This window comes from Streptomyces sp. NPDC006687, from assembly GCF_040636215.1.
Lineage (GTDB): Bacteria > Actinomycetota > Actinomycetes > Streptomycetales > Streptomycetaceae > Streptomyces.
The window spans coordinates 177,186-201,889 of sequence record NZ_JBEYJJ010000011.1; the positions used below are offsets into that span (position 1 = coordinate 177,186).

At 72.4% G+C, this 24,704-nt stretch carries 19 protein-coding genes; 9 read left to right on the plus strand and 10 right to left on the minus strand.

Annotation, left to right across the window (positions count from 1 at the left end):
* Positions 1-76: 76 nt before the first annotated feature.
* The 3 genes from ABZ716_RS16650 to ABZ716_RS16660 all read left to right on the plus strand — a co-directional run bounded on the left by ABZ716_RS16650 (position 77) and on the right by ABZ716_RS16660 (position 3,520).
* Complete coding sequence (locus tag ABZ716_RS16650; protein ID WP_042812866.1) at positions 77-1,234, plus strand: acyl-CoA dehydrogenase family protein; 1,158 nt, start codon at positions 77-79, stop codon at positions 1,232-1,234.
* Positions 1,235-1,606: 372 nt separating this feature from the next.
* Positions 1,607-2,689: an NDP-sugar synthase gene (locus tag ABZ716_RS16655; protein WP_355968488.1), complete on the plus strand. Its 1,083-nt coding sequence runs from the start codon at positions 1,607-1,609 to the stop codon at positions 2,687-2,689.
* A 24-nt stretch (positions 2,690-2,713) separates the two neighbouring features.
* On the plus strand, positions 2,714-3,520 hold the full coding sequence (locus ABZ716_RS16660) for a polyprenol monophosphomannose synthase (protein WP_351889332.1): 807 nt from the start codon (positions 2,714-2,716) through the stop codon (positions 3,518-3,520).
* A gap of 67 nt (positions 3,521-3,587) precedes the next feature.
* Here the strand turns inward: ABZ716_RS16660 and ABZ716_RS16665 are convergent, their stop codons facing one another.
* A complete protein-coding gene (locus ABZ716_RS16665) occupies positions 3,588-4,733 on the minus strand; it encodes an acyltransferase (RefSeq protein WP_358959632.1) in 1,146 nt (381 codons plus the stop codon).
* 97 nt (positions 4,734-4,830) lie between these two features.
* On the minus strand, positions 4,831-6,192 hold the full coding sequence (locus ABZ716_RS16670) for an LCP family protein (protein ID WP_358959635.1): 1,362 nt from the start codon (positions 6,190-6,192) through the stop codon (positions 4,831-4,833).
* Between the two features lie 106 nt (positions 6,193-6,298).
* Here ABZ716_RS16670 and ABZ716_RS16675 point away from each other — a divergent pair, with 106 nt between their 5' ends.
* The 3 genes from ABZ716_RS16675 to ABZ716_RS16685 all read left to right on the plus strand — a co-directional run bounded on the left by ABZ716_RS16675 (position 6,299) and on the right by ABZ716_RS16685 (position 9,833).
* Complete coding sequence (locus ABZ716_RS16675) at positions 6,299-6,835, plus strand: acyl-CoA thioesterase (protein ID WP_358959638.1); 537 nt, start codon at positions 6,299-6,301, stop codon at positions 6,833-6,835.
* 207 nt (positions 6,836-7,042) lie between these two features.
* Positions 7,043-8,173, plus strand: coding sequence for an acyltransferase (locus ABZ716_RS16680; protein WP_358959640.1), 1,131 nt, complete (start codon positions 7,043-7,045; stop codon positions 8,171-8,173).
* A 145-nt stretch (positions 8,174-8,318) separates the two neighbouring features.
* Positions 8,319-9,833 carry a glycosyltransferase family 39 protein gene (locus ABZ716_RS16685; RefSeq protein ID WP_358959643.1) on the plus strand — a complete coding sequence of 505 codons (1,515 nt, stop codon included), beginning with the start codon at positions 8,319-8,321 and terminating at the stop codon, positions 9,831-9,833.
* 15 nt (positions 9,834-9,848) lie between these two features.
* Here ABZ716_RS16685 and ABZ716_RS16690 read toward each other — a convergent pair whose 3' ends face one another.
* Positions 9,849-11,366: an LCP family protein gene (locus tag ABZ716_RS16690; protein ID WP_358959645.1), complete on the minus strand. Its 1,518-nt coding sequence runs from the start codon at positions 11,364-11,366 to the stop codon at positions 9,849-9,851.
* Positions 11,367-11,510: 144 nt separating this feature from the next.
* On the opposite strand from ABZ716_RS16690, the gene ABZ716_RS16695 reads away from it, so the two are divergent.
* Positions 11,511-12,536: a glycosyltransferase family 2 protein gene (locus ABZ716_RS16695; RefSeq protein ID WP_358959648.1), complete on the plus strand. Its 1,026-nt coding sequence runs from the start codon at positions 11,511-11,513 to the stop codon at positions 12,534-12,536.
* A gap of 120 nt (positions 12,537-12,656) precedes the next feature.
* Here ABZ716_RS16695 and ABZ716_RS16700 read toward each other — a convergent pair whose 3' ends face one another.
* The 4 genes from ABZ716_RS16700 to ABZ716_RS16715 all read right to left on the minus strand — a co-directional run bounded on the left by ABZ716_RS16700 (position 12,657) and on the right by ABZ716_RS16715 (position 18,719).
* Positions 12,657-14,177: an LCP family protein gene (locus ABZ716_RS16700; protein WP_358811390.1), complete on the minus strand. Its 1,521-nt coding sequence runs from the start codon at positions 14,175-14,177 to the stop codon at positions 12,657-12,659.
* 353 nt (positions 14,178-14,530) lie between these two features.
* Positions 14,531-16,285: an LCP family protein gene (locus ABZ716_RS16705; protein WP_358959650.1), complete on the minus strand. Its 1,755-nt coding sequence runs from the start codon at positions 16,283-16,285 to the stop codon at positions 14,531-14,533.
* A gap of 222 nt (positions 16,286-16,507) precedes the next feature.
* A complete protein-coding gene (locus ABZ716_RS16710) occupies positions 16,508-17,761 on the minus strand; it encodes an LCP family protein (protein ID WP_358959652.1) in 1,254 nt (417 codons plus the stop codon).
* Positions 17,762-17,969: 208 nt separating this feature from the next.
* Positions 17,970-18,719, minus strand: a complete 750-nt coding sequence (locus ABZ716_RS16715) for a TIGR03089 family protein (protein WP_358959654.1) — start codon at positions 18,717-18,719, stop codon at positions 17,970-17,972.
* 140 nt (positions 18,720-18,859) lie between these two features.
* Here ABZ716_RS16715 and ABZ716_RS16720 point away from each other — a divergent pair, with 140 nt between their 5' ends.
* Together ABZ716_RS16720 and ABZ716_RS16725 are read left to right on the plus strand one after the other, a co-directional pair.
* Positions 18,860-20,281 (plus strand): peptidoglycan recognition protein, encoded by a 1,422-nt coding sequence (locus ABZ716_RS16720; protein WP_358959656.1) that lies wholly within the window; start codon positions 18,860-18,862, stop codon positions 20,279-20,281.
* 170 nt (positions 20,282-20,451) lie between these two features.
* The gene (locus ABZ716_RS16725; RefSeq protein WP_358811213.1) at positions 20,452-21,450 is read left to right on the plus strand and encodes a DNA-3-methyladenine glycosylase 2 family protein; all 999 of its coding nucleotides are present in this window, start codon (positions 20,452-20,454) and stop codon (positions 21,448-21,450) included.
* Between the two features lie 30 nt (positions 21,451-21,480).
* On the opposite strand, the gene ABZ716_RS16730 is transcribed toward ABZ716_RS16725, so the two are convergent.
* The 3 genes from ABZ716_RS16730 to ABZ716_RS16740 are packed head-to-tail and all read right to left on the minus strand — an operon-like array spanning position 21,481 to position 24,323.
* The gene (locus tag ABZ716_RS16730; protein WP_358811212.1) at positions 21,481-22,776 is read right to left on the minus strand and encodes a coenzyme F420-0:L-glutamate ligase; all 1,296 of its coding nucleotides are present in this window, start codon (positions 22,774-22,776) and stop codon (positions 21,481-21,483) included.
* Positions 22,773-23,735: a 2-phospho-L-lactate transferase gene (gene cofD, locus ABZ716_RS16735; protein WP_358959658.1), complete on the minus strand. Its 963-nt coding sequence runs from the start codon at positions 23,733-23,735 to the stop codon at positions 22,773-22,775. The genes ABZ716_RS16730 and cofD overlap by 4 nt, the downstream gene beginning before the upstream one ends.
* A gap of 21 nt (positions 23,736-23,756) precedes the next feature.
* Entirely contained in the window at positions 23,757-24,323 is a 567-nt protein-coding gene (locus tag ABZ716_RS16740) for a cysteine dioxygenase family protein (RefSeq protein ID WP_358811210.1), read from the minus strand.
* Positions 24,324-24,704: the final 381 nt, after the last annotated feature.

The window sequence follows — 24,704 nt, forward strand, 5'->3', positions numbered from 1 at the left end:
CCGCGCCGGGCGCCTGTCAGCCACGCACCGCTGTCAGCCCGCCACTTCGGCGCCGCAGACTGGGGAGTGAAAGATCTTGGCGGGTTCTGCCGACTTCGACCTGTACCGCCCGGCCGAGGAGCACGACATGCTCCGCGAGTCGGTCCGCGCGCTCTGCGAGGCGAAGATCCTCCCGTTCGCGGCCGCGGTCGACGAGGAGGCCCGCTTCCCGCAGGAGGCACTCGACGCCCTCGTTGCCAACGACCTGCACGCGGTCCACGTGCCCGAGACCTACGGCGGCGCCGGCGCCGACGCCCTCGCGACGGTCATCGTGATCGAGGAAGTGGCCCGCGTCTGCGCCTCCTCCTCCCTGATCCCGGCCGTGAACAAGCTCGGCTCCCTCCCGGTGATCCTCTCCGGCTCCGAGGAGCTCAAGGCCAAGTACCTCGGCCCGCTGGCCAAGGGCGACGCGATGTTCTCCTACTGCCTCTCCGAGCCCGACGCGGGGTCCGACGCGGCCGGCATGAAGACCCGCGCGGTCCGCGACGGCGACTTCTGGGTCCTCAACGGCGTCAAGCGCTGGATCACCAACGCGGGCGTCTCCGACTACTACACGGTCATGGCCGTCACCGACCCCGAGAAGCGCTCCAAGGGCATCTCGGCCTTCGTCGTCGAGAAGTCGGACGAGGGCGTCTCCTTCGGCGCACCCGAGAAGAAGCTCGGCATCAAGGGCTCCCCGACGCGCGAGGTCTACCTCGACAACGTCCGCATCCCCGCCGACCGCATGATCGGCGCCGAGGGCACCGGCTTCGCCACCGCGATGAAGACCCTCGACCACACCCGCATCACCATCGCCGCCCAGGCCCTCGGCATCGCCCAGGGCGCCCTGGACTACGCCAAGGGCTACGTCCAGGAGCGCAAGCAGTTCGGCAAGCCGATCGGCGACTTCCAGGGCGTCCAGTTCATGCTCGCGGACATGGCCATGAAGATCGAGGCCGCCCGCCAGCTGACCTACGCCGCCGCGGCCAAGTCGGAACGCGTCGACAGCGACCTCACCTTCTTCGGCGCCGCCGCCAAGTGTTTCGCCTCCGACGTCGCGATGGAGGTCACCACGGACGCGGTCCAGCTCCTCGGCGGCTACGGCTACACCCGCGACTACCCGGTGGAGCGCATGATGCGCGACGCGAAGATCACGCAGATCTACGAGGGCACCAACCAGGTCCAGCGCATCGTCATGGCGCGCAACCTGCCGTAGCGCCGACCCGCCCGGTACCTCCACGACAAGGCCGCCGGCCCCCGCCGGGGGCCTTGTCGTGCGTACGGCCGCGGCCGGGCGGCCGGACTTGTGCGGCCCCTTTGTAACGATTCCCATCCAGCGGCGGGGCTGCCCGCGGGGCCGGGGCGGCGGGCGGGGCCCCGGAGTGCGCGAGGGGACTTCCCGTAGGGCGGTGATCCTCGCCCATGAGGAGGGGGCGGGCCGGAGGCCGTGCGTCCGCACCCCGTGGAACCCACCGTGACCGGAACGTTGCCGCAGGGGGCCCGGACGGGGCTCCGCCGGGCTTCGCACTATGCCGGATGGGCTAACTTTGAAGCTTCGTACGCCCGAACCGGTTGGGGAGAGAACAAAATGACGGAAGCGATCCTGCTGGTCGGCGGGCAGGGGACGCGACTGCGCCCCGTGACGGTGAACACCCCCAAGCCGATGGTTCCGGCAGCGGGCGTACCGTTCCTCGCCCACCAGATCGCCAGGGCCGCTGCCGCCGGTGTCACGCACATCGTGATGGCCACCTGCTACCTCGCCGAGGTCTTCGAGCCGTACTTCGGCGACGGCTCCGCCTTCGGCGTCAGCCTGGAGTACGTCGTCGAGGACGAGCCGCTCGGCACCGGCGGTGCCATCCGCAACGCCGCCGAGCGCCTGACCGGCGGCCCGGACTCCCCCGTCCTCGTCTTCAACGGGGACATCCTCACCGGTCTGGACATCGCCGGCCTGGTCGAGTCCCACCGGGCGGCCGACGCCGACGTCTCCCTCCACCTCGTCCGCGTGGAGGACCCGCGCGCCTTCGGCCTGGTTCCCACCGACCCCGACGGGCGCGTGCTGGCGTTCACCGAGAAGCCCGAGACGCCCGAAGAGATCGTCACCGACCAGATCAACGCCGGCTGCTACGTCTTCCGCCGCAGCGTTATCGACTCCATTCCGGCCGGCCGGCCGGTATCCGTCGAGCGCGAGACCTTCCCCGGCCTCCTCGCCTCCGGCGCCAAGCTGCACGGCGTCACCGAGGACACCTACTGGCTGGACCTCGGCAAGCCGGAGTCGTTCGTCCAGGCGTCCGCCGACCTGGTGCGCGGCGTCGTCTCCTCCCCGGCGGTCCCCGGCCCGCGCGGCGAGGCCCTGATCCTGCCCGGTGCCCAGGTGGCGGAAGGGGCCAAGCTGACGGGCGGTACCGTGGTGGGTGCCGGCGCCCGGATCGAAACGGGTGCGGTCGTCCAGGGCTCCATCGTGCTGGACGGCGCGGTCCTCGGCACGGACACGGTGATCAACGCCAGCCTCATCGGCGCCGGCGCCTCGGTCGGTTCGCGCACCGTCGTGACCGGTGCCGTCATCGGCGACGGTGCCGTCGTGGGGGCCGACAACGAACTCCGCGCCGGGGTGCGGGTGTGGTGCGAGGCCGAACTGCCCGACGCAGCCGTCCGCTTCTCCTCCGACCGGTGAACAACTCCAGTGAGGCATAACCCTGTGATAGGCGAGCAGCAGACTCCCCGCACGACCGACGTCGCCACCACCAAGCTCCCCGACACCTGGGCGCACACCCCCCTCACCGTGGTCATGCCGACCTACAACGAGGCCGGCAACCTCCCCGGCATGGTGCAGCTGCTCATGGACCTGGACCAGCCCGGCCTGCGCCTGCTGATCGTCGACGACTCCTCGCCCGACGGCACCGGAAAGATCGCCGACGAGCTCGCAGAGGGCTACCTCACCGAGACCGGCAAGCCGCGCATGTCGGTCCTGCACCGCACCGCCAAGGACGGCCTCGGCCGCGCCTACGCCGCCGGCATGGCCAAGGCCGTCGAGGAGGGCGCCGAGTACGTGCTCCAGATGGACGCGGACGGCTCCCACCCGGCCGGCAAGATCGCCGAGATGCTGGGCGTGGCCCGCTCCACCGGCGCCGGCCTGGTCGTGGGCTCCCGCTACGTGCCCGGCGGCACCCTCTCCGACGCCTGGGGCGCACACCGCAAGCTGCTCTCCCGCTGGGCCAACGCCTACGCGAGCACCATCCTGGGCACCCGCGTCCGCGACATCACGGGCGGCTTCAACCTGTGGAGCGCGGCCGCGCTGAAGGCGATCGACCTCGCGTCGATCGGCAGCGCCGGCTACAGCTTCCAGGTGGAGATGAAGTACAAGGCGCTGCGCCGCGGCTTCCCGGTGATGGAGGTCCCGATCCACTTCGAGGACCGTACCGTCGGCGAGTCGAAGATGAACCTGGCCGTGCAGCTGGAGTCCATCGCGATGCCGTGGAAGCTCCGCGCCCGCGCCGGCCGCTGACCCGGTACCGGAGATACGAACAAGGGGCACCCCCTCGGGGGTGCCCCTTCTCCGTGCCCGGCGGCCCTCAGGCCCTGACCGGGCGCCGTTCGAGCACGCGCTTGAGCGCGGCCGAGCCGGGCCGTTCCACGAACCGTACGACCAGGTAGGACGCCAGCAGCATCGAGCCGGTCATCGACAGGATCAGCACGTACGGGTCGACGTCCCCGGACCAGTGCTCCATCAGCGTCACGCCCACCTGCTGGTGCAGCAGGTACAGCGGGTACGACATGGCGCCCGCCACCGACAGCCAGCGCCAGTCGAGCCGGTCGAGCTTGCCCAGCGCGACCGCGGCCATCAGGGCGTAGAAGCAGGTCACCACCACGACGCAGACCTCCCAGGAGAGCTTGTCCCCGGGGCGGGTGTTCCAGCCGTGGATGTCGGTCATGTAGCGCTGCATCAGCAGCCAGGACAGGCCCAGCAGGAGCCACGGCTCGCCCACGCGGGCGCCCTCGCGGCGGATCAGGTAGAAGCAGATGCCGGAGACGAACAGCGGCGAGTACGTCTGGTTGGCCAGCGTCTCCAGCAGCGGCAGGCCGGAGGCGGGGGCGAGGATCGAGACCACGGTCCAGATCCAGCAGAAGTTCATGACCCGGCGGTACGTCAGGCCCTTCCAGGCGACGACCGCGAAGATCAGGTAGAACCGGGCCTCCGACCACAGCGTCCAGTAGGAGGGGTCGACAGAGGGGTTGTTCAGCGGCATCTGGACCATCGTCAGATTGGTCAGGATCTGGCTGAGGGTGGGGCCCTCGATGTCGTAGACGCCGGCACACACGGCCATGACGGTGCCGGTCACCAGGGCGCAGAACCAGTAGGCCGGACCGAGCCGGACCACTCGGCTGCGCAGGTAGCCGCCCAGGGGCCGGCCCCAGGCGGACATGCAGATGACGAAGCCGCTGATCATGAAGAACAGCTCGACGCCGAGCCAGCCGTAGCGCGAGGCCGTGGCCACCGGGCCGAACAGCTCCTCGTTCCCGGTACGGCCCCAGATCGCGGGGTGGACGTAGTGGGCGCTGAGGACCACCACGGCCGCCACGATGCGCAGGCCGTCCAGGACGCGCAGCCGCGGCCTGGGGCCGGACGCCGGGGTGCGCTGCTGCCGGATGATTGCTTCCGGCCGCCCTCCGTCCCGCCTGAGGTCACCGATTCCGGGCGGGGCCGCGGGCAAAGACATCAACGCTCCAGAGCAGGCGTGCACAAGGCGGATCAGTCTTGCGAAGAAGGCGCGGGGCTGTCCAGCGGACGCGGAACGAGTGCTTCATCTCACCCGGTCACTGCCCGCGTACGGTGACCTTCTGGTCGTTCTGGATCTCCCTGACGAGCTGCTGGACCTTCGCCTTGTCCCAGACGAGGTTGCCGCCGCGCTGGCCGGAGATCGGCATGTTCATCGACACGCCCTCACCGCTGTTGATGCCCTTCATGGCGAAGAACATCTCGCCCATGTCCCACAGCGACATGTCCTTGTCGACGATCAGGGTGTCCAGCCCGGCGCCCATCACCGGGTAGAGGGAGAAGGGGTTGAGGACGGTGCCCGGGGTGGCGGCCTGGCTGGCGAGGGCGGACAGGAACTTCTGCTGGTTCTTCGTCCGTTGGAGGTCCGACTCGGCGAAGGCGTAGCGGGTGCGGACGAAGGCCAGCGACTGCTCGCCGTTGAGGGTCTGGCGGCCCGCCTTGAAGTCGGCGCCGGACTTCTCGTCCTTGAAGCCCTTCTCGATGTCCAGCTCCACGCCGCCCAGCGCGTCCACGATGTTCGCGAAGCCGGCGAAGCCGATCTCGGCGTAGTGGTCGATGCGCAGGCCGGTGTTGAACTCGACCGTCCGCACCAGCAGTTCCGGGCCGTCGTCGGCGTACGCGGCGTTGAGCTTGGTCCGTCTGCCGGTGGCCGCGTACTTCTTGCCCGACTGGGAGCCGACGAAGGAGGGGATCTCCACGTCGGAGTCGCGGGGCAGCGAGACCATGGTGTTCCCGCTGGAGCACTTGGCCAGGACCATCATCGAGTCGGTGCGCTTGCCCTCGGCGGAGCCCGTGTGGAGCTTCTTCTTCTCCTCGTCGGACATGCCCTCGCGGCTGTCGGAGCCCACGATGAGGTAGGTGGTGCAGTCGCCTTCCTTGGGCCGCTCGATCACCTTGGACAGGTCGACCTCGCGGCGGACCTTGGAGTCGGCCCAGAAGTAGGTGCCGATCGTGGTCACCAGGAGTACGGAGACGATCGCGATCGACCCGATCTTGATCCGCTTGCGCCAGTCGACGACCACGCGGACGGGCACGGGGCCGTCGGGACCGCCCGGGCCGCCGGGCCGGCCGGGGCGCCCGGGGCCGCCCGGGCCCGCGGGGCGGCCGTAGACCTGGCCGGAGCTGTACCCGCTGTCGTACGCCGCGTCCGGGCCGCCCGGCCCCTGCTGCGGCGGCACCCCGTAGCCGGGCCGCGCACCCGGCGGCGGAGCCTGCGGCGGGACCGGGGGGCGGGCGGGACGGGGCTGCTGGCGCGGGGGCAGGGGTGCCTGCGGCTGCCGCTGGACGTGGCGCATCCGCTGCGCTCCCTCCGGCTGCGCCTGTCCGCTGCCGCGCCCGTACCCGTCATCGCGGCGGTCGTGCGCACCGCGCCCGCCGCCGGAACCGTCCCAGTCACTCATGCGCACAAGGATGCCCGGCCGGGCGCGCCCCGGGACACCCCGGTGGGGTCTTCGTACCGGTGCTGTTGCACACCTGATGCTTCCGGGACGCACTTAAGGTGGCTGCATGACACAGATAACGGAGGCTCCGGAGGGCAAGCCGATCTCGGCGTCCCGGACCACCCTCAGCCACATCATGACCGCCGCCGACACCAACCTCCTGGGCACCGTGCACGGCGGCGTGATCATGAAGCTGGTGGACGACGCGGCCGGCGCCGTGGCCGGGCGCCACTCCGGCGGCCCCGCCGTCACCGCCTCGATGGACGAGATGGCCTTCCTCGCCCCCGTCCGCGTCGGCGACCTCGTCCACGTGAAGGCTCAGTGCAACTGGACCGGCCGCACCTCCATGGAGATCGGCGTACGGGTCCTCGCGGAGCGCTGGAACGAATCCAACCCCGCCACCCATGTCGGCAGCGCCTACCTCGTCTTCGCGGCGGTGGACGCCGACGGCAAGCCTCGCGTGGTGCCGCCCGTCCTCCCGGAGACCGAGCAGGACGAGCGCCGCTACCAGGAGGCCCAGATCCGCCGCACCCACCGGCTGGCCCGCCGCCAGGCGATCATGTCCCTGCGCCAGGAGCGCGCCGCCCAGGGGTTCCAGGCGTGAGCCCGGAAGCGCGCGGATCGAATCGGGCGCGTGTTTCGAATCACGGAACCGTCATCCCGTCGTGCGGCGCCGTAAGCCGCCCGTAAGGTTGCGTCAGACGTCGGGGCGTGCTTGCCAGTGGATGCGACGTCGGATCCCCAGCCGGACACATCGCGGAGTCGAGCCCCCATGTCAGCTGTGATACCACCCCCGTCTGCGCTGGATGCCGTGCCCGCACGAACGCCCCCGCAGGCCGGGGGCGCCGCGCGCCGCCCCCGGCTCTACGTCCTGGACGGACTGCGGCTGATAGCGGCGCTCTCCGTGGTCTCCTTCCACTGGGCCGGCGTCAACATCCACCCCGAGGTGTGGGGCGCCACCCCGCGGACGCTGATGCCGAGCGTCCACCGGGTCGCCTCCTACGGGTGGATGGGCGTCCAACTGTTCTTCCTCATCAGCGGCTTCGTCATCTGCATGTCGTGCTGGGGCCGTTCTCCCCGGGACTACTTCACTTCGCGGGTCGTACGGCTCTACCCCGCCTACTGGGCCGGTATCGTCATCACCACCCTCGTGGTGAACTTCGCGGCCACCGTCCGCGCCAGCCGCAAGCCGATGAGTGTCAGCGACGTGCTGACCAACCTCACGATGCTGGAGCGCCCCCTCGGCGTGACCGAGGCCGACGGCGTGTACTGGACGCTCTGGATCGAGCTCCGTTTCTACCTGCTCTTCGCGATCGTCGCCGTCATGGGCCTGACGTACCGCCGGGTGCTGGCGTTCTGCGGGATCTGGACGATCCTCGCGGTGATCACGCCGAGTGCGGACAGCAAACTCATGGACACCGTCTTCATGCCGCAGGACGCCCCCTACTTCATCGCGGGCGTGGCGATGTACCTCATCTACCGGTTCGGCGTGAACCCACTGCTGCTCGCAGTGGTCGCCTTCTCCTGGCTGTTCGCGCAGAACCGGCTGCACATCACCGTCGGCGGATACGAGTACGAGGTGCACCACACGCTGTCCTGGCCGGTGATGGCGGCCGTTTCCGCCGCGGCCTTCCTCGTCATGCTCGCCGCGGCGATGGGCGCCCTCAACTGGATCCGCTGGAAGTGGCTCACGGTGGCCGGTGCGCTCACCTACCCCGTTTACCTGCTCCACCAGGAGCTCGGCTGGGCGATGATCCGCTGGGGCCGCAACCACGGCATCGCACCGTTCCAGCTGCTCGCCCTCTGTCTGGCCGTCATCCTGCTGCTCTCCTGGCTCGTCCACCGCTTCGCCGAGCGGCCGCTGTCGGCGGTGCTCAAGCGGTTGCTGGACGGGGCGAAGGTCTCGCTGCCCAAGAGCGATCCGCCCGTCCGCCCCAGGTGAGCGCGGGCCGCGCACCGCGGTGCGAACCGCCGCGGATTGGTTGCGGCCCCGGAGACTGATCTACCCTGGCACGTCGAGCCCCGGTTCGGATTTCCCATGCGCCGGCGCACCGCAGCCGTCCCGTGGACCCGGAAGGTACGAGCAGATGACGAGCAGGAGTACGGCTGCCATACCGGAGGCCAGCTCGGTCCACCGCGTGCCGCACCCGGCGACGGACGGCGCACCGGCTTCGCGGGCGGCCCGCTACGACTGGTTGTGGGCCGCGCTGCTGACGTTCGCCGTCGCGGCCTTCGGCATCAGCCGGGCACAGCCCTGGCGGGACGAGCTCGCGAGCTGGAACGCCGCCACCCGCAGCACCGGCGAGCTGGTCGGCATGCTGCGCCACGTGGACGCGGTGTCCGGTCTCTACTACCTGCTGCTGCACGGCTGGGTGTCCGTCTTCGGCGACTCCCTGGCGATGCTCAGGCTCCCTTCGGCGCTCGCCATGGCGGGCGCGGCGGCCTTCGCCGTCCTGGCGGCACGCCGGCTCTTCGACCGCCGCACGGCCGTCTTCACCGGTCTGCTCTTCGCCCTGCTGCCGGCGGCGTCCCGGTACGGTCAGGAGGCGCGGTCGTACGCCTTCGCCGTGCTGGCGGTCAGCGCCGCGACCTGGCTGCTGCTGCGGGCGCTGGAGCGGCCGGCACCGCGGCGCTGGGCGCCGTACGCGGTCACCGTGGCCGCGGCGGGGCTGTTCCACATGGTGTCGCTGCTCTTCCTGCTGCCGCACGCCATGATCGTGCTGCTGCGCTGGCAACGGGACCGCAAGGGGCGCACCCTCGTCACCTTCGCGGTGACAGTGGCGGTCGGCCTGCTCCCGGTGGTCCCGCTGGTGCTGCTGGGGCGGCGCCAGGCGGGGCGTCAGATCAGCTGGATCAAGACCCCGCACCTGCGGGACCTCGCCGACCTGTGGGGCAGCCTCTTCGGCGGTCCGACGGTCGGCCTGCTCCTGGCCGCGGTGGTGCTGCTGCCGCTCGGCTGGAACCGGGGTCGGCGGCCTGCGGTCGAGATGCTGCTGGCGGGGGCCGTACCGATCGTGGCGGCCTGGGTGGTCTCGCAGGGCAGCACCTCGTACTGGATCGACCGCTACCTGCTCTTCACGGTGCCCGCCTGGACGGTGCTCGCGGCGGCCGGACTGGCCGCGTTGCGGCCGCGGCCGGCCGGGACGCTCGCCCTCGCCGCGCTGGTCCTCCTCGGCCTGCCCGACCAGCGCCAGATGCGCACCCAGTGGTCCAAGGAAGAGCACGACGGGCGGGCCGCGGCGCGGGTCATCGCCGACGGCTACCGTCCGGGTGACGGGTTCGTGCCCCTGCGCGGTGAAGACAAGGTCTTCATGATCGACTTCCAGGTGGAGTACTTCCTGCCCGAGCGCGTCCGGCTGCGGGACGTCTTCGCCGAGCGCTCGGCGGTGGCGCGCGACGACCTGTTCACCGAGGAGTGCGCGCGGCCCGTGAGCTGCCTCGGCACCACCCGGCGGGTGTGGGTGGTGACCTGGAGCGGTACGGCCGACCCGTACCACAAGCTCCCCAAGGGGCAGGCCGAGGCGCTGAAGGGCCACTTCCGGGTCGCCGAGAGCCGGAGCGTGCACGGCCTGCAGGTCTCCCTGCTGGAGCGGGTGAAGTAGCGGCCGGCGCCGGCGCTACTTCCCGCACACCACCTGGTCGCCGGTGACCACGCCGAACTCGCCCTGGTAGGGGTCCTCGGCCCGTACCGGTACGACCTTGGTGTAGTCGGTGCCGGCGGTCACCAGTACCGTCCGGCCCTGCCCGGGGACCGCGCGCAGCTCGCTGCCGGGCAGCGACGTGGCCACCGTACGGGCGGAGCGGTCCCAGCGCGGGTCGTAGGAGATCACCGTGCGCCGGACGTCGCGGCGGGCGCCGCCGGCGGGGGTGCCGGTGGTGTCGAAGCCGGTGGCGCGCAGGGCGGCGTCCACCCGTCCGCCGAGCCCGTCGATGCGGGTGCCGTTCTCCACCTGGACCCGGACCTGCTGCGGGGGCACGTCCACCGGGACGGCCGTGGGCGCCGCGGCGGGCACGGGCCGGCCGGCGGCGGGCCCTCCGGGGCGGGCGGGGGCCAGCGCGCGGTCCTTGCGCAGGGCTTCGAAGAGCTGGGCGGCCTTGGGCTCGTCCCACTTGACGGTCGAGCCGATGCCCTTGACCGGGTACGCGGGGTCCCCGATGGGGACGGAGGCGAACTCGGAGGAGGAGGGGCTGAAGGCGCGCATGGCCTGCCCGAGCGCCAGCATCTGCTCGGAGCCGAAGTCCTTGTCGGCGCGCACCGAGCCGAGCAGGGTGGAGCTGACCTCCTTGAACTTCACCGGGTTGAGCAGCACCCCGCCGGTGGTGGCCTGCTTGATCAGGGCGGCGACGAACCGCTGCTGGCGCTGCATCCGGCCCAGGTCGGAGGCCCCGTCGACATGGCGGGAGCGGACGTACTGCAGGGCCTGGCCGCCGGTGAGGCGGTGGCTGCCGGGCAGCAGGTGCAGGCCGGTGTTCTGGTCGTGGAGGGCCTTGGCGGTGCAGATCTCGACCCCGCCCATGGCGTCGACGGTGCGCATGAAGCTGGTGAAGTCGACCTCCAGGTAGTGGTCGATCTTGACCCGGGTCATGTTCTCGACGGTCCGCACGGTCAGGTTCGGCCCGCCCTCGGCGTAGGCGGCGTTGAGCTTCACGGGGTGGGGGCGGTGGGGCGCGCCGGTGTCCGGGTCCGGGTGGGCGGGGAGTTCGGCGTAGCTGTCGCGGGGGAGGCTGACCACGCTGGCTCGCTGCTGGTCGGCGGACAGGTGCACCAGCATGATCGTGTCGGTGCAGTGGCAGGGCTCCCCGCCGAGGCGGTACTCGCGCTTCTCCTCCGGGGTGATCTTGTCGCGGCCGTCGGTGCCGACCAGCAGGAAGTTGACCCCGTGCCCGGCCTGGGGGCGGTTCTTCATGTCCTTGAAGGGGTCCACCCGCTGGATCCCGGTGTCCAGACCCGTCATCACGGCGTGCCCGACGGCCCCGGAGCCCAGGACCACCAGCGAGAAACCGGCCGCGATCCGTACGCCCCACCGGGGCCGGTCGCGCCGGCCGCGGGCCGTCCCGCCGCGGCCGGCGCCCTTGCGTGCGCGCTGCGGCTGGGCCGGCCCGGCGGGCCGGGTGGGACGGTGCGGCTGGGGCACGGGGGACACCTCCCGGTACGTCGGGCAGATTCATCGGAACAGTAGGCCCATACGATCAGCGTCTGTCCGTACCGCTCGTCCGCCGCGCAGCCGATTCCCCCGTACGCGGTAACGTGGCACCGGTACCCGACCGTGAAGGACGCCATGCCCGCCCAGCAGCCCGCAGTCTCGGTGATCATGCCGGTGCTCAACGAGGAGCGCCATCTGCGTGACTCCGTCCGGCACATCCTCGGACAGGATTACGCAGGCGAGATGGAGGTGGTGATCGCACTCGGGCCGTCCACGGACCGCACCGACGAGATCGCCGCCGAGCTCGTACGAGAAGACCCCCGCGTGCACACCGTCCCCAACCCCACCGGACGGACCCCGGCCGCCCTCAACGCCGCGATCAAGGCGTCCCGCCACCCGGTGGTGGTCCGCGTCGACGGGCACGGCATGCTCTCCGCCGACTACATCGCCACCGCCGTCCGCCTCCTGGAGGAGACCGGTGCGCAGAACGTCGGCGGCATCATGCACGCCGAGGGGGAGAACCCCTGGGAGGACGCCGTCGCCGCCGCGATGACCTCGAAGATCGGCGTCGGCAACGCGGCCTTCCACACCGGCGGCCAGGCCGGGCCCGCCGACACCGTCTACCTGGGCGTCTTCCGCCGCGAGGCCCTCGAACAGCAGGGCGGCTACAACGAGGAGTTCATCCGCGCCCAGGACTGGGAGCTGAACTTCCGCATCCGCGAGGCCGGCGGGCTGATCTGGTTCTCGCCCGAGCTGAAGGTCCAGTACCGCCCGCGTCCCTCCGTACGGGCCCTGGCCAAGCAGTACAAGGACTACGGGCGCTGGCGGCACGTGGTGGCCCGCTACCACCCCGGCTCCATCAACCTGCGCTACCTGGCCCCGCCGGCCGCCGTCTGCGCGATCGCGGCCGGGCTGGTCCTGGGCGCGGCCGTCACCCCCTGGGCGTTCGCCGTCCCGGCGGGCTACCTCGCGGCGATCACCGCCGGGTCCGTCCCGGCGGGCCGGGGGCTGTCGTGGAAGGCGCGGGCGCAGATCCCCGTGGCCCTCGCGACCATGCACATGAGCTGGGGCTACGGCTTCCTCACCAGCCCGCGCGCCCTGGCGCGGAAGGTCATCGCCAGCCGCCGCCCGGCGGTGCACCGCGACCCGTCCCAGGTCTGAGGCCGACGCCGCGCGGGCACCACGCGAAGGGGTGACCCGGTCCGTACGCGACCGGGTCACCCCTTCGTGTTTCAGCGCCCTCGTGTTTCGGCGCCTTCGTGTTTCAGGGCCGCCGGCAGGTCACCAGCGGTAGGGCTTGTAGACGTCCATGCAGGCGCCGGTGTCCGAACCGTTGAGCGCGTCGGCGGTGTCCGGGACCGACCCGGCCGCCGGCGGGGTCTGCTGCGGGAAGGTGTTGCCCTCGCGCCAGTCCGCGCCCACGATCAGGGTGATCTTCGAGACGGCGGACGACTCCTGCACCGCCGTGCCCGGGATGCCCAGGGACGCCGCCACGCTCTGCGCCTCGTCCGCCAGGTCCGGCGTCGGGTAGCGGACGACGGTGGTCTTCTCCGGGGTCAGCGCGGTGTCCGCCCTGGCCCCGGTGAAGCCCTTGGAGACCAGCACCTCCGTGATCGCGTTCGCCCGGTGCGGGGCCAGCGGCTGGTCGGCCGCGGTGCCGTTGACCACCGTGACGGCGATCTTGTCCGGGGCGGTGCCCGGAACCTTCGACGGCACCTGGCCGTTGGCCGCCGGCGGCTGCGAGCCGGCCGGCGCGGGCTGCGAGGCACCGCCGGAGGGCTGCGGGGCGGCGGGGCTCTGCGCGTTCTGCGGCTGGCCGTTCTTGTCGAAGGCGACGTCCTTGCGCAGCATCGTCCACAGCTTCTCGGCGTCCGGCTGGTTGACGATCAGCCGGTCCTCGTCGCGGGGATCCTGGTAGGTCGGCATCGTCGTCATCGTGATGCGGTTGGTCGGGACGTCCTTGAGCTGCATGGCCAGGTTGTAGAGCTTCTTGACCGAGCCGATCTCCTCGGAGACCTCCAGCGCCTTGGTCGCCGCCTCGGCCAGGTCCGTGATCCGGCCGACGTCGGTGAACGCGTTCTGGCTCTTGAGCTCGCGCATCATCGAGTTCATGTACATGTGCTGGGCCTGCGCCCGGCCCAGGTCGCTGCTGAAGGCGTGCCGGGTGCGCAGCCACTGGAGCGCCTGCTCGCCCTTGACGCGGGTGGTGCCCTTCTGGAGCTTGAGGCCGGAGCCGCCTCCGGAGGTGGGCAGCGGCCGGTCCCAGACGTTGTCCTTGACGCAGACCGGCACACCGCCGACCGCGTCCGCCATCTTCACGACACCGGAGAAGTCGATCATCATCCAGTGGTCGATGTAGACGTTGGTCAGCTTCTCCCACGTGGCCAGGGTGCAGCCGGGGCCGCCACGGCCGAGCGACTCGTTGATCATCGCGTAGGTCTTCTTGAACTTCTCGCCGGACTTGGGGTCCGTGCACTCGGGTATGTCGACCCGGGTGTCGCGCGGGATGCTCACCACCGAGGCGTTCTCCCGGTCGGCCGACACGTGCAGCAGCATCTGCACGTCCGCCAGCGGGGGGTTGCCGACGGTGTCGCGGCTGCCGCCGAGTTCCACGTTCTCCGGCTTGTTACGGCTGTCGGAGCCGATCAGCAGGATGTTCAGCGGACGCTGGCCCTTGGCGTTGGCGTGGGTCTTCTCCACACCGCTGTCGCCGCTCAGGCGCTGGCCGCTGCGGATGTTGCCGTCGAGATGACGGTAGTAGAGGTACCCGGCCGCCGCGGTCGCCAGGATCAGGAACGCCATGACGGACGCCACCCAGAACAGCACCCGCCGGCGGCGCCGGCGGACGGGGACGCCACCGCCCGGGGGCCGGGCGCCGCCGCCCGAACCGCCCCGTGGCGGGGGCACCGTGGCGGACGCCTTCCGCTTGCCGCCGTCGGATATGCCGTCGGCGGCCTTCTCGGGCGCCCCCTCCCCCCGCACGCTGCTGTGCACCACGCGTACCCCCCTCAAGATTTTCTGCTGATCGGTATGGTGCCGGTCCTGCCGGCCACCGCCCTAGACGGACGGTCTGTGGTGGACGGTCGGCGGGCGGCCCGGACGCCGCCCGCCCCTGCTGCGCCGCGCCGTCCCCGGGCCCGCTCCGGCGCGGGCGGTCACTTGGCGCAGACCGCCTTGTCCGCCTCGACCCGCTGGACCCCTTCGGGGGCCTGCTGCGGGGCCGCCGCGCCGAGCGGGGCGCCGGGCTCCTTGAAGTCGGAGCCCAGGGTCAGCTTCATCGGGGTCTTCGGCCCCGCGTCGACCGCGCCCGGCTTCAGGGCGGTGGCCGGCAGGCCCATCATGTCGGCCAGCGCCCGGGCCTGGTCGGCCTGGTTGGGCGCGTACTCCAGCTGTGTGGCGGCCAGCCGCGCCGAGGCGTTGCCGTGGTTGCCGGCCTTGTAGACGCCCTTGCTGTTCTGCAGCCAGGTCAGGGTGGTGGACGCCGAACCCGCGGGACCGCCGCCGTTGTACACGTCCACCCGGATGTCCCCGGCGGGGGCGCGGTTGCCCTGGAGCAGCGCGTTCTGCTTGTTCTTGGCGTCGGCCTCGGCCGCGTCCTTGGCGGCCTGCTCCTTCTTCTCGACCTCCGTGAGGGACACGTCCCCCCGGATCATCGCCAGGAGCGGGTCCGCCTGGGCGGAGTTCACGACCACCGTCGCCTTGCGGTTCACGGGCTCGGCCGGGTTGTCGACCACCGGCAGCGTGGTGAAGGTGACGTTCTTGGGGCTGATGTCCTTCAACTCGCCCGCGAGTGCGGTGAGCTTGCCGATCGAGCCGAGCCCCTGGTCCACGGTCAGCGACTTCGTCGCCGCCTCGGCCAGCGAGAAGAACTTCTTCGGACTGGTCAGCGTCTCCTTGGACTTCATCTCGCGCATCATCGAACCCAGGAACTGCTGCTGGGTCTTGATCCTGTCCAGGTCGCTCTCGTTGCCGAAGGAGTGCCGGGTGCGGACGAAGGCCAGCGCCTGCTCGCCCTCCAGCCGGTGCTCGCCCGCCTTCAGGTTCAGCTTCGAATCGCGGTCGTTGACATCCTTCGCCAGGCAGACCGGGACCCCGCCCACCGCCGTGCTCAGGTTCTTCACCGCGTTGAAGTCGACCATCATGAAGTTGTCGACGTCGATGCCGGTCAGCTGTTTGACCGTACGCATCGTGCAGCCCGGGTCGCGGCCCTCCTGGCCCAGGCTGTTGTTGAAGCGGGTGGCCCGGGTGCCGGGGATCTGCTTGACCGTGCCGTCGATCTTCGTGGGGCAGGCCGGGATGTCGGTGATCAGGTCGCGCGGGATGGACAGCGCGGTCGCGTTGCTGCGGTCCTTGGAGACGTGGAAGAGGATCGTGGTGTCGGCGTGGCCGACGCTCTCGGCGTCCCCGTAGCCCTCGTTGCCCTTGCCGCTGCGCTTGTCGGTGCCGATGACCAGGATGTTGATCGGCTGGTCCTTCTTGAACCCGCCGCCCGCGCCGCCGGTGTCGATGACCTTGAGGTTGCCGTTCAGGTGCTCGTAGTAGAGGTACGCGCCGACCCCGCCGGCGACCAGCAGGAACGCCAGGCTGCCGCCGGTGACGGTGAGCAGCCGCTTGCGGCGGTCCGCTCCGCCGCCGCCCTTGCGGGAGCGGCCGCCTCCGCGCCGTCCGCCGGGCGGGCCCTCGCCGCGGCGGGGCTTGGGGACGGCGGGGGAGGCGGCGGCGGGCGCCGAGGGGGCCGTGGACGTGGACGCCGAGGAGGAGGATCTGCGGGTCTTGCGGGGGGCGGAAGCCAGGCGTTGCTGCGGAGCGGAACGGCCCAGTTGCAGTTCGTAGTTGCCAGTGCGGGGATTGAGGACCCACTGGTCAGCGGGGTCGATCTCGTCCGCCCGCCCACGGCTTTGCGCATCCACGGTTGCTCGAATCCTCCGTCGGTGCTTCGCGACGCGCCTCCCCCCAGGCGCCCGGTCAACGATCCGGCTGCTGGTGCACGACCTCTTCGCAGCCGGTGCGCCGGATCGCTCACCTTATCCGGCCAGGTCAGCCGCAAACCATGCTGGTGACAAAATCCACTCACCTTAAAACGGCCCAAAGCGCCCATCCGGTCCGGTTGGGGGTCCGGCTTTTGGATTGCTTTACCGGCAGTCGACCGTGGCTGCCGTGGTTCCTGTGAAGGTGGGGGCGGGTGTGGGGGTGGGGGAGGTGCCGTTCCGGGTCGCGTTGCCGGTTCCGCTTCCGGTCTCGTTTCCGGTCCCCTCTCCGGTCCCCGAACCGCTGGGGGACGGGCTCGTGGACTCCGGATGGGGACTCGGGGTCGCCTCGGGGACGGCCACCGCCACCGGCCGGTCCGCCCGCAGCTGCTCGAAGAGCCGCGCCGCGTCCGGCTGCACCAGCTCGTCCCGGTTGGGGTCCGCCGCGTACGGGCGACGCGGCACCGTCAGGAACTTGACCTGGTCGGCCGGAATGTTCCGTACGCCCCGTACGAGGTCGTACAGCCCCCGCAGCGAGGCCAGGCCGGGGTCGGTGGTCACCGAGGAGGTCGCCGCGTCCAGCAGCGGATACAGCTTCCCCGGGTTCAGCAGCACCCCGTTGCTGCTCACCTTCTCCCACAGCGAGCCGAGGAACTGCTGCTGGCGCTCCATCCGTTCGGTGTCGCTGCCGTTGCCCAGGCTGTAGCGCGCCCGGACGAACCCCAGCGCCTGCTCCCCCCGCAGCACCTGCCGGCCCGCCGGCAGCCGCAGGTGCGCCTCGGCGTCGTCCATCGGCCTGCGCAGGCACACCTCCACCCCGCCGACGGCGTCGACCATCTGCTTGAACCCGCCGAAGTCCACCACCATGTGGTGGTCGACGCGGATCCCGGTCATCTTCTCGACCGCGCGGATCGTGCAGGCGGCCCCGCCCCACTGGAAGGCCCAGTTGAACTGCGCGAGCCGGTCCCCGGTGCGGGAACCGTCCTCGCCCAGGCATTCCGGCACCTCCGTCATCAGGTCCCGGGGGATCGACACCGCCGTCGCGCTGCGCCGGTCGGCGGTCAGGTGCAGCAGGATCGTGGTGTCCGAGCGCTGGGTTCCCCCGTCCTGCCCGTAGCCGGTGTTGCCCGTCCCGGAGCGCGAGTCGGAGCCGATCAGCAGGATGTTCTGCGCGCCCGACGCCAGGTGCGCCGGGCGCTCGCGTTCGTAGCGCCGCAGTTCGGCCGCGGCGGAGGTGTCCTCGGTGATGTTCCCGTCGAGCTTGGCGTACAGCCACCAGCCCGCCGCCGCCCCCGCCACGACCAGCAGGACGGCCCCGAGCCCGATCCAGCGCAGCAGCCGGCGCCGGCGGCCGCGGGGGGTCCTCCCCGCGCCCGCGGCCGCTCCAGCGCCGTCCGGTATGCCCGCGCCGTCCTTCACTCGCGCACCGTCCCCTCGCCGTACCGGCCACGGCTGCGCCGTACCCGGCAACGGGCCGTGCGGGTGAGCACGGCCTGGTCCCGATCCTCCTCCGGGGAGGGCCGGGCGGCCCGGGGGCGAGGGGTTGTCTAGACCCATGCGGGTGACAAATCGCCGGGAGCGGGCCGGAACGGGCGAGGCGGGGGCCGTGGGAACGGCCGGACCGCCCCTACACGGTGTGCGTCACGCGTTCGCTCGCCACCCGCTGGGCCAGCGCCTCCGGCGACAGCCGGTCCAGATGGCGGCACAGCACCACCGAGCCGCCCGTGGCCAGCGGCCCGTACAGACCCGCCGACAGCCCCTCCCAGCTGTCGAAGCCGAGCCCCGACAGCACCCGGGCGCCCTCGCCGAGCCCCCGCTTCGCCGCGTCCTCACGGGCCCGCTCCACCAGGGCCGCGTACGACAGCTCCGCGCCGTCGGCCACCAGCCCCGGCGCGTCCGCGTCGACCGGTACGAACGGGGCGAACCGGTCACCCTGTCCCGGCACCTCCACCGCGTAGTCCGCGAACCCGACCGGCGGCTGCGGGAACCGTCCGCCCAGCGGACGCAGCGCCAGCGCGACCCGCTCACCGGAACAGGCCCGGGCCTCCTCCAGGGTGTCCGGCCCGCTCACCACCAGGTCGGCGCCGGCGGGATCCCCGCCGACCTCCACGACCACCCCGACGGAAGCGCACGCGAGCAGCCAGACGGCGCTCTGCCAGTGCGCGGGCAGCAGCAGCGCCAGCCGGTCGCCCGGCTCGGCGCCCAGGTCGCCCTGGAGCAGATTGGCGGTCTTGGCCACCCAATTGGCGAAGGTGGCGACGGACAATTCGACGCGCTCGCCGGTGGCGTCGTCGTAGAAGGTGACGAGCGGGCGGCCCGGATCGGCGGCGAGCGCGGATCGCAGCAGGTCGGCAGGGGTGCGGTCAGTGGCGTTCACCCGCCCCAGCGTAACCGGCCCCCTCCCCCGGACGGGGGGAGGCGGCTCCCCCGTCCAGGGGAGGCCCGCCCGGCGCGCCGTCGGACGGTGCGTCAGTTCTCCGATGGCGCTGCGTGGTGGCTGCGCACAGCATCGCTTCCATGCGCGGATTCCTTGCTTCCTCGATCGGTGTCGTGACGGCCGCCGCCCTGGCGCTGCCGCTCACCCTCTCCACTCCGGCCCTGGCCGAGGCGGCCCCCGACGTGCCGGGGTCCACCCAGTCACTGCCGCTCGTCCCCCTCGGCCCCACCGGCGCCGCCCGCATCCCCGGCGTGCCCGGCATGAGCGCCTCGCCGGGCCTGGCCGAGACCCGCGGGCTGGCCCCGCGCGAGGTCAGGAGGTTCTCGCTGGTCGGGGTCGTCTGGGACGACGCCGCCGCGGAACTCGACGGCCGGGTCCAGATCCGTACCCGCTCCGTGGCCACCGGCGCCTGGTCCGACTGGCAGGACGTGGACACCCACAACGGCGAACACGCCGCCGACCCCGACGCGGCGGAGCGCGGCACCGGCCGCGTCCGCGGCGCCACCGCCCCGCTGTGGGTGGGCCCCTCCGACGGTGTGGAGGTCCGCGTCCGGGCGCAGCCCCCCGCCCGCGGCAGCCGCGCCGCCGACCACCCCGGGCGACTCCCGGCGGGGCTGCGCCTGGAACTCGTCAACCCCGACTCCGGGCAGGCGCACTCCGCTCCGGACGGCAAGAACGGCGCCCTGCGGTCCCCCGCGGAGCCGGCCCCGGAGGACGACAAGGGCGACACCCCCGCCGCCCTGCCCGAGATGTCCATGGAGGCGTCGGAGTCCTCCTCCGCCAACGTCCCGCACGCCGCCCTCGGCGCCCTGGAGATCAGCGCCCTCGGCAAGGAGGACGCCACCGCCGACGCCGTCCTCGCCACCGACGGCGAACTCACCGCCGCCGCCCGCCCCTACATCGGCCCCCGCCCGCGCATCGTCACCCGGCGCGGCTGGGGCGCGGACGAGTCCCTGCGCGAACCGGGCTTCGTCTACACGAGCACGGTCAAGGCCGCCTTCGTCCACCACACCGCCTCCGGCAACAACTACGCCTGCAAGGAAGCCCCGTCGGTGCTGCGCAGCCTCTACCGCTACCACGTGGTGAGCGAGGGCTGGCGGGACTTCGGCTACAACTTCGCCGTGGACAAGTGCGGGACGGTCTACGAGGGCCGGGCGGGCGGCGTCACCAAGCCGGTGCTCGGCGCCCACACCATGGGCTTCAACGCGGACAGCATGGGCGTCGCGGTGATCGGCACCTTCTCCTCGACGGCCCCGCCGAAGGCGGCGGTGGACGCGGTGGCCCGCGTCACGGCATGGAAGCTCGGCCTCTTCGGGGCGAATCCGAAGGGGAAGACCACGCTGCGATCGGGCGGCGGAAACCGCTACAAGAAGGGCAGCTACGTCAAGCTGAACGTCATCTCGGGCCACCGCGACGGCTTCGCCACAGAATGCCCGGGCCGCCTCCTCTACAACCAGCTCCCCCCGACCCGCACGGCGTCGGCCAAGCTCCAGGGGCGGTAGCCCGCCGGGCAGCAGTGAACAGCCGCCCGGTCTGCGGGGGCGGGACCTCACTGCCGGGAAACCCCAGAATAGAGGGCCGGCTCTTCGGCCCGCGCGGACCTGCCCCCACCCCCGGCGCGGGCGCAGCCGGCCCGCCCCGTCTCCTCCTCACCCCCCGCTACCCTCGAAGCATGGCCGGCCGATTCGATCCCCCCACCCGTACCGATCTGCGGGCCGGCCGTACCCCCGTGCCGGCCGGGGACGGGGTGCGGGGCGGCGGGGGGCTTCGGCGGGGGTGGAGTGCGGGCGGGGGCGTGGAGCTGGGGCTCGTGCTGGGGCCGCTGCGGCGGGGGCCCGGGGATCCGACGTTCCGGGTGACCCCCGACGGGTCCGTCTGGCGGGGTACCCGGACGCCGCTGGGCCCCGCCACCCTGCGGGTGTCCCGTACCCCGGACGGGGCGGAGGCCGAGGCGTGGGGGCCCGGGGCCGAGTGGGTGCTCGACGGGCTGCCCGCGCTGCTCGGCGCGGACGACGACCCGGCCGCCTTCGTGCCCCGCCACCGCCTCGTGCACGCCAGCCACCGCAGCCGTCCCGGGCTGCGCCTGACCCGTACCGGGCTGGTCCTGGAGTCGCTGATCCCGACCGTGCTGGAGCAGAAGGTCACCTCCGACGAGGCGTACCGCGCCTGGCGCCGCCTGGTCCGCCGGCACGGGGAGCCGGCCCCCGGCCCGGCCGGGCGGCCGGAGCTGTACGTGATGCCCTCCGCCCGCGCCTGGGCGCTGATCCCCTCCTGGGACTGGCACCGGGCCGGGGTGGACATGAAGCGTTCCGCCACCATCGTGCGGGCCGCCCGGGTGGCGGCCCGGCTGGAGGAGGCCGCCGCCATGGAGCTGCCGCAGGCGGCCGCCCGGCTGGAGGCCGTCCCCGGGATCGGGCCGTGGACCTCCGCCGAGACCCTCCAGCGCAGCAACGGCGCGGCGGACGCCGTCACCACCGGCGACCTTCACCTCCCCGGCATCATCGGCTACGCCCTGACGGGCAACCGCGACGCCGACGACGCCGAGATGCTGGAGCTCCTCGCCCCGTACGCGGGCCAGCGCCACCGTGCGGCCCGCCTCATCCTCCTGGCCGGCCACACGCCGCCCCGTCGCGCACCCCGGATGTACCGCAACGACATCGGCCTCATCTGAGGCCCCGGAGCACCGGCCCCGGGCACCGGCCTACCGCACCTCGACGAAGTCCTCCGCCGCCCGCGCCGGCCGCTCCGCCGGTGCCCCGGCCGGGTGGCCCACCGCGACGGCGCCCATCGGGTCCCAGTGCTCCGGCAGGCCGAGGACCTTGCGCACCACGTCCCGGCAGAACATCGTCGAGGACACCCACGCCGAGCCCAGCCGCTCCCCGGCCAGCGCGACCAGGAAGTTCTGCACGCCCGCGCCCGTCGCGACGACGAACATCTCCCGCTCGGCCGCGTCCCGCCGCGCGTGCCCGTAGTCGTGCGCCCCGTCCGTGACCATGCACGGAACCACCAGGTACGGGGCGTTACGCAGCACGTCCCCGCGCCGTACCCGCTTGGCGATGGACTCCTCGGACTTGCCGTCGCGCCGCAGGTCCGCGATCCACGCGTCCCGCATCGCGTCGAGCAGCTCCCGCCGCGCCCCCGCCGACTCCAGCAGGACGAACCGCCACGGCGTGGTGTGGTGCGGCGCCGGGGCCGTCACCGCCGCCGCCACCGCGCGCCGTACCGCGCCCGGGTCGACCGGCTCGTCGGTGAAGGCGCGGACGGTGCGGCGCTGGGTGACGGCTTCGCGTACCGCCTCCGAGGTGCCCAGCCGGAACATGTCGTCGGCCGGGTCCCGGACCAGGTCACGGGCCGTGGCGGTGCCGCCCACCACATGACCGAGCCCGCGGACGACCGCCACCGGCAGCCCGGCCGCCTTGCCCTTGACCAGGTCGCCGGCGGCCGCGAGTTCGTCCGCCGTGGCCACGACCGTGGCGGTCAGCGGGTTGCCGTGGGCGTCGGTGCCGCCGCGCAGGTCGTCCAGGACCCGCACCCCGGCCGCGCCGATGGCCACGTCCGTCAGCCCGGTGCGCCAGGGCCGGCCGAAGGTGTCGGTGACCACCACGCCGACGTCGACGCCGAGCAGCTCCCGCAGCCCCGCGCGCAGGGCCGCGGCCGAGGCGTCGGGGTCCTCGGGCAGCAGCAGTACGGTGCCGGGCTCGGTGTTCGAGGCGTCCACCCCGGCGGCCGCCATGACCAGCCCCTGCCGGTTCTCGGTGATCCGCAGCGCGCCCCGGCGGGCGACGACCCTGACGGTCTCCGCGTCGATGGCCTCCTCGCGGGAGCCGGCCCGTACGATCCGCCCCTCCGCCTTCGAGACGATCTTCGAGGTGACCAGCAGGACGTCCCCGTCCCGCAGACCGGGCGCGGCGTCGGCGATCAGCCGGGCCAGGTCGTCGCCGGGCCGGACCTCGGGGATGCCGGGGAGGGCGCGCACCTCGTACGAGGGGGTGGTCACCGGGCCGCCGGTCCGGCGAGGTCGAGCGCGGCGCGGGCCATGGCGGCGGTGGCCCCGGTGTCGGTCATCATCAGCGGCACGGCCCGGCAGGGGATGCCGGCGGCGGTGACGGTGTCGACGGTGTCGGCGTCGGAGGTGTCCACGAGCCAGCCGTCGAGCAGCCCGGACCCGTAGTGCAGGGCGACGGCGGCGGCCGTGGACTCCACGCCCACCGCCGCGAGCACCTTGTCGGCCATGCCGCGCACGGGTGCCCCGCCCACGATGGGGGAGAGGCCGACGACCGGGGCGGCGGCCTGGGCCACCGCTTCGCGGATGCCGGGGACGGCGAGGATGGTGCCGATGGAGACGACGGGGTTGGACGGCGGGAAGAGGATGACGTCCGCGGCCGCGATGGCCTCCAGTACGCCGGGCGCGGGCTTGGCCTGCTCGGCGCCGACGGGGACGACGGCCTCGGCGTCGAGGGAGGCGCGCAGCTTGACCCAGTACTCCTGGAAGTGGATGACGCGGCGCTCGCCGGTCTCCGGGTCGTTGACGGCGACGTGCGTCTCGACGCGGTCGTCGGACATGGGCAGCAGACGCACGCCCGGCTGCCAGCGGTCGCAGAGGGCCTCGGTGACGGCGCTGAGCGGGTAGCCGGCGTCGATCATCTGGGTGCGGACGATGTGGGTCGCGAAGTCGCGGTCGCCGAGGCCGAACCAGGAGGGTCCGACCCCGTACGCCGCGAGTTCCTCCTTGACGGTGAAGGACTCGTCGGTGCGGCCCCAGCCCTGCTCCTCGTTGATGCCACCGCCGAGGGTGTACATCACCGTGTCCAGGTCGGGGCAGACCTTCAGCCCGAACAGGTGGATGTCGTCACCGGTGTTGCCGATGACGGTGATGTCCGCGTCGGGCACCGCCGACTTCAGTCCGCGGAGGAAACGGGCGCCGCCGATACCGCCGGCCAGAACAACAATGCGCATGGAGCGAAGTCTGTCAGGCGGTCAGGCGGGTACGTGCTCGGGGCGGGCCGGGGAGCAGTTGTGCATCGGCATCTCGGTGAGGCCGGGGAAGTAGACGTGCAGGCTGACCGCTCCTTCGAGGCTGTCGTTGACGACCTCGTGGGCGTAGCCGGGGGCGAAGACGCGCTGGCCGCCGGGGCGGTGGGTGAGCCGTCCGCGGGCGGTGTGCTCGGTGAGCTCGCCGTCGAGGACGGTCAGGACGCCGGAGGAGGCGCCGTGGTCGTGGAGGCCGCTGCCCTGGCCGGGGACCCAGCTCAGCAGCCAGACCTCGTAGCCGGGGCCGGTGCGCAGGCGGTGGTACCAGCGGGTGGTGGCGTCGTAGCGGACCAGGTGCTCCCAGGAGGCGCGGTCCTCGGCGATGGAGCGGGCGAGGCCGGCGAACTCGGCGACGGTGGCCGGGTGCTCGCGGGCGGGCTGGAGCAGGTGCTGGACGGCGAGGATGTCGCCGGCGATCTGCAGGTCGCTCTCGACGGGAGCGGGAGCGGCGGGGGCCTTGGTCACGGCGGGAGCGGCGGGGGCGGCGACGGTGGAAGCGGGAGCGCTGTTCATCGTGGGAGGTGTCCTCGACGTATGTCAGTCGTGCGGGGCGGTTGCTGCGGGGGAGTAGCCGGTGCTCGGGGGAGCCGGGGGCTCCAGGGGCATCAACAGCTGCAACAGCAACAGCGAACCTGGGCAGCGCACAGGAACCCACGAATGGGGGTCCGGGTGGCGGCTGCGGGCGCTGACATGAGGACAAGGAGACCGGGCCTGGGGCCGGACTGTCAACCCAATGTCCGGATTGGGGACAAGTTTCACCCCATCCGGTCACTGACCGCGGAGAAAGGTTTGTGCAATCAAGGCCGGGGCATGTGCCGCTGCACGCACACCGGCGATGAGTCCGCTCAAACCTGCCGATGCCAAGCCGTGACCGGAATGTGATCCGCGCCGCAT